Origin of the sequence: Microcoleus asticus IPMA8 (genome assembly GCF_013179805.1) — a bacterium.
Taxonomy (GTDB): domain Bacteria; phylum Cyanobacteriota; class Cyanobacteriia; order Cyanobacteriales; family Microcoleaceae; genus Microcoleus; species Microcoleus asticus.
In genome coordinates, this window is sequence record NZ_SRRZ01000036.1 from 47,098 (window position 1) to 54,404 (window position 7,307).

The 7,307-nt window shown below is 46.5% G+C and carries 4 protein-coding genes and 1 pseudogene; 3 read left to right on the forward strand and 2 right to left on the reverse strand.

Annotated elements, in window-relative coordinates:
• The first annotated feature begins 238 nt into the window (after positions 1-238).
• The gene (gene gcvT, locus E5S67_RS12050) at positions 239-1,393 is read left to right on the forward strand and encodes a glycine cleavage system aminomethyltransferase GcvT (protein WP_172187418.1); all 1,155 of its coding nucleotides are present in this window, start codon (positions 239-241) and stop codon (positions 1,391-1,393) included.
• Positions 1,394-1,495: 102 nt separating this feature from the next.
• Here the strand turns inward: gcvT and E5S67_RS12055 are convergent, their stop codons facing one another.
• The gene (locus E5S67_RS12055; protein ID WP_172187420.1) at positions 1,496-2,338 is read right to left on the reverse strand and encodes an alpha/beta hydrolase; all 843 of its coding nucleotides are present in this window, start codon (positions 2,336-2,338) and stop codon (positions 1,496-1,498) included.
• A gap of 59 nt (positions 2,339-2,397) precedes the next feature.
• Here E5S67_RS12055 and gcvH point away from each other — a divergent pair, with 59 nt between their 5' ends.
• Both gcvH and gcvP read left to right on the forward strand, forming a co-directional pair.
• Positions 2,398-2,787 carry a glycine cleavage system protein GcvH gene (gene gcvH / locus E5S67_RS12060; RefSeq protein WP_006631619.1) on the forward strand — a complete coding sequence of 130 codons (390 nt, stop codon included), beginning with the start codon at positions 2,398-2,400 and terminating at the stop codon, positions 2,785-2,787.
• 311 nt (positions 2,788-3,098) lie between these two features.
• Positions 3,099-6,065: an aminomethyl-transferring glycine dehydrogenase gene (gene gcvP / locus E5S67_RS12065; protein WP_172187422.1), complete on the forward strand. Its 2,967-nt coding sequence runs from the start codon at positions 3,099-3,101 to the stop codon at positions 6,063-6,065.
• A 94-nt stretch (positions 6,066-6,159) separates the two neighbouring features.
• On the opposite strand, the pseudogene E5S67_RS12070 reads toward gcvP, so the two are convergent.
• Positions 6,160-7,042: pseudogene (locus E5S67_RS12070) on the reverse strand (IS982 family transposase).
• Between the last annotated feature and the right edge of the window lie 265 nt (positions 7,043-7,307).

A 7,307-nucleotide genomic window follows, 5' to 3' on the forward strand; every position in this document is an offset into this window, starting at 1 on the left:
ACAATGGCATTGTAGGGGTTAGGGGTTCGAGTCCGCTATTCTCCATAAAAAAGATTAAATAAACGGCACTGCCCTATCCTAATTTGTACGCAAACAGTACCACCGTGTGCTTAAATGCGATCGCGCTTTGTACCGAAACAGTAGCACCCCGTGTTTAAATTCGATCGCACCGCACACCCTGAAAACCAATTTTCCCGTAAAATCAAAACAGTCTACCCGCAAAAACAAAGCGCTACCTGTGGCAAAGTCAACTGAACCCAACAATCCAGAGAGTCCGATCCAACAACTTGCCCGATCGCCTCTGTACGACCTATCATTACAACTCAAAGGCCGGATGGTGCCCTTTTCTGGGTGGGAGATGGCAGTACAGTACGCAGGCATCAGCAGCGAACATCAAGCAGTACGTCAGCAAGCAGGAATGTTTGACATTTCCCACATGGGAAAATTTGGTTTAACAGGGAAAAAAGTAATAGAAAAATTTCAACCCTTAGTACCCTCAGACTTGAGCCGCTTGCAACCCGGTCAAGCTCAATATACAGTCTTGCTAAACGCCAAAGGCTGCATCTTAGACGACATTATTTTCTACTGCCAAGAACCAGACGCTATTACTAACGAAGAACGTGCAGTAATCATTGTCAACGCCGCCACTCGCATCCCAGACAAAGCATGGATAACCACGCACTTAGAATTGAGCGAACTCAGTTTTAGAGACATCTCCGAAGATAAAGTTTTAATCGCAATTCAAGGGCCGGAAGCTGTTAACTATCTCCAGCCTTTTGTGGAAGACAACCTGGCACCAATTAAGGCATTCGGTCACTTAGAAACAAATCTGTTGGGACAGCCCAGTTTTATTGCCAGAACTGGTTACACCGGCGAAGATGGGTTTGAAATCATGGTGGATGCCGAAGTAGGAAAAGAACTGTGGCAAAAATTGTTAGCTGCTGGGGTTGTGCCCTGCGGTTTGGGTGCGAGAGATACCTTGCGTTTAGAAGCAGCAATGGCTCTTTACGGTCAAGATATAGACGACAATATCACGCCTTTAGAGGCTGGATTGGGTTGGGTAGTTCACCTCGACACCAAAGGCGATTTTATTGGTCGCGAGGTTTTGGAACAGCAGAAAGCGAGTGGAGTATCGAAGCGTTTGGTAGGGTTAGAAATGGAGGCGCGGCACATTGCACGCCACGGCTATCCGGTAATATTTGAAGGCGAAACAGTAGGAGAAGTTACTAGCGGTACATTATCGCCTACATTGAATCGGCCAGTAGCCCTCGCATTTGTTCCGGCAAAATTAGCTAAAATTGGTCAGCAATTAGAGATCGAAATTCGCGGTAAAAACTATCCGGCTAGTGTGGTGAAAAAACCCTTTTATCGCTCGCCAAACCGCCCCAGTTAACTTAAGTAAGCGAGCATTAATTCAGGGGCGTTGCTCAGAGCAAGGGTTCACAAGAAAGTGTAAGTGTAAGTGTTGTTGTGGAACGGGCTTCTAGCCCGTTGCTCATATTGGTCGAGAAGATTCATCTACTAGCTTAGCAAATTTTTGCAAAGTTGCAGCATAGCGATCGCCCGCCACGTCCATCAAATCATTATGACCCGCCCCATCAACCCAAAAATTCAATTTCGGCTGCTTCGCGGCTGCAAACAACTGCTCTCCATGCCAAAAATGCACCACGTCATCAGCCTTACCATGAATTACCAAAACAGGCGATCGAACTTTGCCAATCTTATCAATATTCACAAACTTATCAAAGGGTAAAATCGGAATCCGCGTCAACACCCGAAAAGCGGAAACAAAGGAATTTTCAACCACCAAACCGCCCACTTTTTGGCGCGACGCCAAATCAATTGCCGGCCCACCGCCCACAGAACGCCCATAAAGAATAATTTGCTTTGCAGGTACTCTCAACTGTTGGGTTAAATAATTATACGCAGCATCAATATCACGATAAGTATTATACTCAGAAGGATTTCCCTGACTCGTGCCGTAACCTTGATAATCATAGGCAAACACAGCAAACCCGCTATCTCGAATCTCTCTGAGTACCCACAAAATCCCGCCCAAGTCTTCCGCATTCCCGTGACTGTAAAGTATGGTATATTTAGCTTGCGGGTTAGGAAAATGAATAGCAGAAATTTTCACGCCATTAGCTGAGCTAACTTTGATAACTTCCATGCTATCACTCTGACTAGATGGGGGATGTTGGAAAATTAGCCGTTCTGAAAAAAAGAAAGCGTAAAAACACAGAAATGCGTAAATAAAAATTATAGATTTCATAAGTCGTTTGACAGAAAATTCTCCGAAAAGTAAGCGTTTAATATTTTTTCTGTTCCACTTAGTCATTACTAAAGGCTCATAGTTGAATAAGATTTAACTAATACTTTTTTATTGCGAGAAAAGACATGGCACTAACATACCCCGATGACTTGAAATACCTAGACACCCACGAATACATCCGACTCGAAGGCGAAATTGCCACCATCGGCATTAGTGCCTTTGCAGTTGACCAACTCGGCGATATCGTGTTTCTAGATTTGCCAGAAGTCGGTGCAGGGTTGGAAAAAGGCGAAGCTTTCGGTACAGTCGAGTCAGTGAAAGCCGTTGAAGACTTGAAAGCACCAGTTACCGGTACAGTCGTAGAACGCAATGATGAAATTATAGAGTCTCCCGAAAATTTGGCGGAAGACCCCTATGGCGCTGGCTGGCTGCTGAAAGTGCGCGTTGACAACACCAGCGACGCAGACGAGGCTTTCTCGGCCCCGGAGTATCGCAAAATGGTGGAAGGCGAGTAGTTATGAGTTTTGGGTTTTGAGTGGGAATTTGGGGCTAGGGCTCGTTGATTCCTCCACAATCCGCCAGGGGTTGAAACCCACGGGGCTTATAGCACAAGTCGTCTAAATACGACTGAAATACTAAGCAGTTGCGTGGCGATTTGCGATAAGTGCGGCTTAATCTAAGGTCGGCGACCGACCACTTTAGCTGTGAGACAGGGGTTGAAACCCCTGTCGGACTGTCGGACTTTAATAGACCCAGAAAATCTTCCTGGTTTTCTTAGCAAAATGTTACAAACAAAGAAGCAAAAGTCTATTCAGGAGAATCCGCCTTGGTACTTTACAGCCCTCAACTTGAACCCAGTCAGCAGCAAAACCTTTCCCCCATCGGTGGTTTTGCGGGCCGACACATTGGCCCGACACCCAGCGAAATCCAGCAAATGCTCAATGTTTTGGGCATTTCCAGCCTCGATGAGTTGATTGACAAAACGGTTCCTGCGGCGATTCGCATTTCTCAACCGCTACAACTTCCCGCAGCGCAAAGCGAATACAGCGCTTTGGCAGAATTGAAAGAAATTGCTGCCAAAAATCAGGTATTTCGATCGTATATCGGCACAGGATATCACGACTGCATAACTCCCCCCGTCATTCAGCGGAATATCCTAGAAAATCCTGGCTGGTATACAGCTTACACTCCCTATCAAGCTGAAATTGCTCAAGGACGATTGGAAGCTTTACTGAACTTCCAAACCATGATAATTGACCTCACGGGTTTGGAAATTGCCAACGCTTCTTTGCTAGATGAAGGGACTGCGGCGGCGGAAGCGATGGCGGTTAGTTACGGCGCGAGTAAAAATAAGGCAAAAGCGTTTTTTGTTTCCCAAGATTGCCACCCTCAAACTGTGGAAGTCGTGCAAACTCGCGCTAAGCCGCTGGGAATTGAGGTAATTGTCGGCGACCATCAAAGCTTTGAGTTCGATCGTACAATCTTCGGCGCTCTCCTGCAATACCCCGCCACAGACGGCGCAATTTACGACTATACGGATTTTATTCGATCGGCACACGAAGTCGGCGCATTAGTCACAGTGGCCGCCGACATTTTGAGCCTTTGCTTGCTCACACCCCCCGGCGAATTCGGCGCGGATATAGCAGTAGGAAGCACTCAGCGCTTCGGAGTGCCGATGGGATTCGGAGGGCCCCACGCAGCCTATTTCGCCACGCGAGAAGATTTTAAACGGCAAGTTCCGGGGAGAATTGTCGGCGTTTCTAAAGATGCCAACGGCAAATCTGCTTTGCGTCTGGCCTTGCAAACTCGCGAACAGCACATCCGCCGGGAAAAAGCAACCAGCAATATTTGTACTGCTCAAGTTTTGCTGGCAGTGATGGCGAGTATGTATGCTGTTTATCACGGGCCGTCTGGACTGAAAGACATTGCTGAGAAAGTATGGAGTTTAACAGCACTTTTGGCATCCGGTTTAAGAAGTTTCGGATACAAAATTGGTTCTCAACATTTCTTCGATACTTTGCGAGTAGAATTGGGAGATAAACCCCTTTCAGAACTTCTAGAAGCTGCTAAAGTTCGCAAAATTAATCTCCGAATTTTCGATGATTCGACAGTGGGAATCACGTTAGATGAAACTGTCACCGTTGAAGATGTGCAAGAGTTGTGGAAAATATTTTCACAGGATAAGGATTATATCAGGGCAGACGGGCAGAATGCTCTTAACATTCCGCTGGATGCCGACGCATTGAATTCATATTTGACGTTACCAGATTTTTGCGATCGCACCAGCAGCTATCTCGCCCATCCAGTTTTCAACAGCTACCATTCAGAAACTGAACTTTTGCGCTATTTGCACCGTTTAGAAGCCAAAGATTTATCGCTAAATACATCGATGATTCCCTTGGGTTCTTGCACAATGAAATTGAATGCAACAGCAGAGATGATGCCGGTGACTTGGACGGAATTTGGCAATATACATCCTTTTGCACCCCGCGATCAAACTCGCGGCTATCAAATGATGTTCGTGCAACTAGAACAGTGGCTGGCAGAAATCACCGGTTTTGCGGGAATTTCTTTGCAGCCAAACGCTGGTTCCCAAGGCGAATACGCGGGCTTGTTAGTTATTCGCCAATACCACGAACACCGAGGCGAATCTCACCGAAATATCTGTTTGATTCCCCAGTCAGCCCACGGTACGAATCCGGCTAGCGCGGTAATGGCTGGGATGAAAGTAGTTGCTGTGGAGTGCGATTCTCAGGGCAATATTGATGTTGCCGATTTACATAAAAAAGCCGAGAAACACAAAAATGAACTGGCGGCTTTGATGGTGACATATCCATCTACGCACGGCGTTTTTGAGGAAGAAATTAAAGACATTTGCGAGATTGTCCACAACTGCGGCGGACAAGTTTATATGGACGGCGCCAATATGAATGCTCAAGTTGGTTTGTGCCGCCCCGGTGATTTTGGTGCTGATGTTTGTCACTTAAATTTGCACAAAACTTTTTGTATTCCCCACGGCGGCGGCGGCCCTGGTATGGGCCCGATTGGGGTAATGTCTCATTTGGTAGAATTTTTGCCCAGTCATTCTATTCTTAACAGTCAACAGTCAACAGTTAACAGTCAACAGTCAACAGTTAACAGTCAACAAACATCAGTTGGTGCTGTTTCCGCAGCGCCTTGGGGAAGTGCTAGCATTTTGACTATTTCTTGGATGTACATTCGGATGATGGGAGGAGTGGGTTTAACTGAGGCAACAAAAGTAGCAATACTTAATGCTAATTACATGGCAAAACGCTTAGAATCTTATTATCCGGTTTTGTACAAAGGGAAAGCTGGTTTGGTGGCGCACGAGTGTATTCTAGATTTGCGCTCGCTCAAAAAATCTGCGACTATTGAAGTCGAAGATATCGCTAAACGGTTGATGGATTACGGCTATCACGCGCCGACGGTTTCTTGGCCGGTTGCTGGTACGGTAATGGTGGAACCGACGGAAAGCGAATCTAAACAGGAACTAGATCGTTTTTGCGATGCGATGATTGCGATTCGAGGCGAAATTGCGGAAATTGAAAAAGGTAATGTTGACGCGCAAAATAACGTTTTGAAAAATGCGCCCCACACAGCAGAATCTCTGATGGTTGATGAGTGGAATCGTCCTTATACTCGCGCGCAAGCGGCTTATCCGGCACCTTGGACTCGCGAACATAAGTTTTGGCCGGCGGTGGGCCGGATAGATAATGCGTTTGGCGATCGCAATTTTGTTTGTTCTTGTTTGCCAATGGAGGCTTACAGTTAAGGTTAAATCGCTTTCTCCGGGTGCGCGATGCGCACTTGACCGCTAGATAAACTGTAGGTGCGCATTGCGCACCTTACCCTAACGTCAGTACGGGTTAAGCAGCAGGGGGTAAAGCCCAGTCAATCTGGAGGGAAGGCTTCTTGGGCTGGTGACAATAAGCAATCAACCCACAGACGACATTGACCAGAAAATTGATGGGGCTGCGATGTCGAGAATGTTCAATTTGAGAGATGTTCTTAAATTGGTCAATAATCGTTTCAATAATCGAACTTTTCCGGGACATCAGCTTGTCGGGAACGTCGCATCAACTGATTCTTCATGTTGCGCTTGGGTTTAGCAAAGAAGCTGATGCCAAAGTCCTCAAGCAACTGCCCAGCCAGCTTTTTGGAGACGTAACCTTGTCGATCGGCAAACACTTTTCCAAAGCACTCTTTGAGCAAATCTCCAACGGGTTTGCGGTCATCAGTATTGCCCGGTGTCAAAGTGAAGTTGAGCAGCTCACCGTGCTCGTTGACCACCACATGGAGCTTGAAACCAAAGAACCAATCGACCGAGGTTTTGCCCTGCGCCGCCAGATGCTTAAACACTCGGTGTCCTGAAATGCGCCGATTGTGGCACACCTTCAAGCTGGTGGAATCGATAAAGCTGATGCCACTGCAAGTCCCAAAGCACTGTTTGAGATAGACGCATAAAGGCATCAAGCTGGAGGGCATCCAATCGACGAACCGTTGATAACTGGGGAGTCCGGGAAAAGCCTGTCGCCAATAGACACCGACGTGTTTCTCGTAAAAATGCTTAAAATTGCGATATGAGTGTTGGTGGAAGCTGACGAGAATCGTCATGATTTCACTCAAACTCAAGGAGCGGCGACGCTGACGATGCTTCAAGCCGTTGCCTAAAAGCGCGACCTGCCATTGGGGTTCAAAGCTTTGGCAAAAATCATCGATCTGGCAAAAGAGTTCCTCTAGACTAGTCATAGGGAGGGGGGCTGAATGAATGGTTTTTTTGAGATTTTCAGCATTATCCCCCTCCTTTTCCTATTCCCGGTCAGATGAATCGGCTTTAAGCCTTACTGGGTAATGACTTCAGCTTTTTTCTTAACCCGTACTGACGTTACCCTACATAAACGCGCTGAAAAAGATTTACAGCCGATTCCATGTATATGTGGTACACTCTATTGAGTACATCAGCAGAAAAAATGAAAGCTTATTCGATCGAGTTTCGTAAAAAAATAGTGAAAGC

Bases quoted from the DNA above. Each gene is read 5' to 3' on its own strand.
- E5S67_RS12055 (WP_172187420.1), bottom strand. From the start codon at position 2,338: ATGACTAAGTGGAACAGAAAAAATATTAAACGCTTACTTTTCGGAGAA.
- gcvH (WP_006631619.1), top strand. From the start codon at position 2,398: ATGGCACTAACATACCCCGATGACTTGAAATACCTAGACACCCACGAA.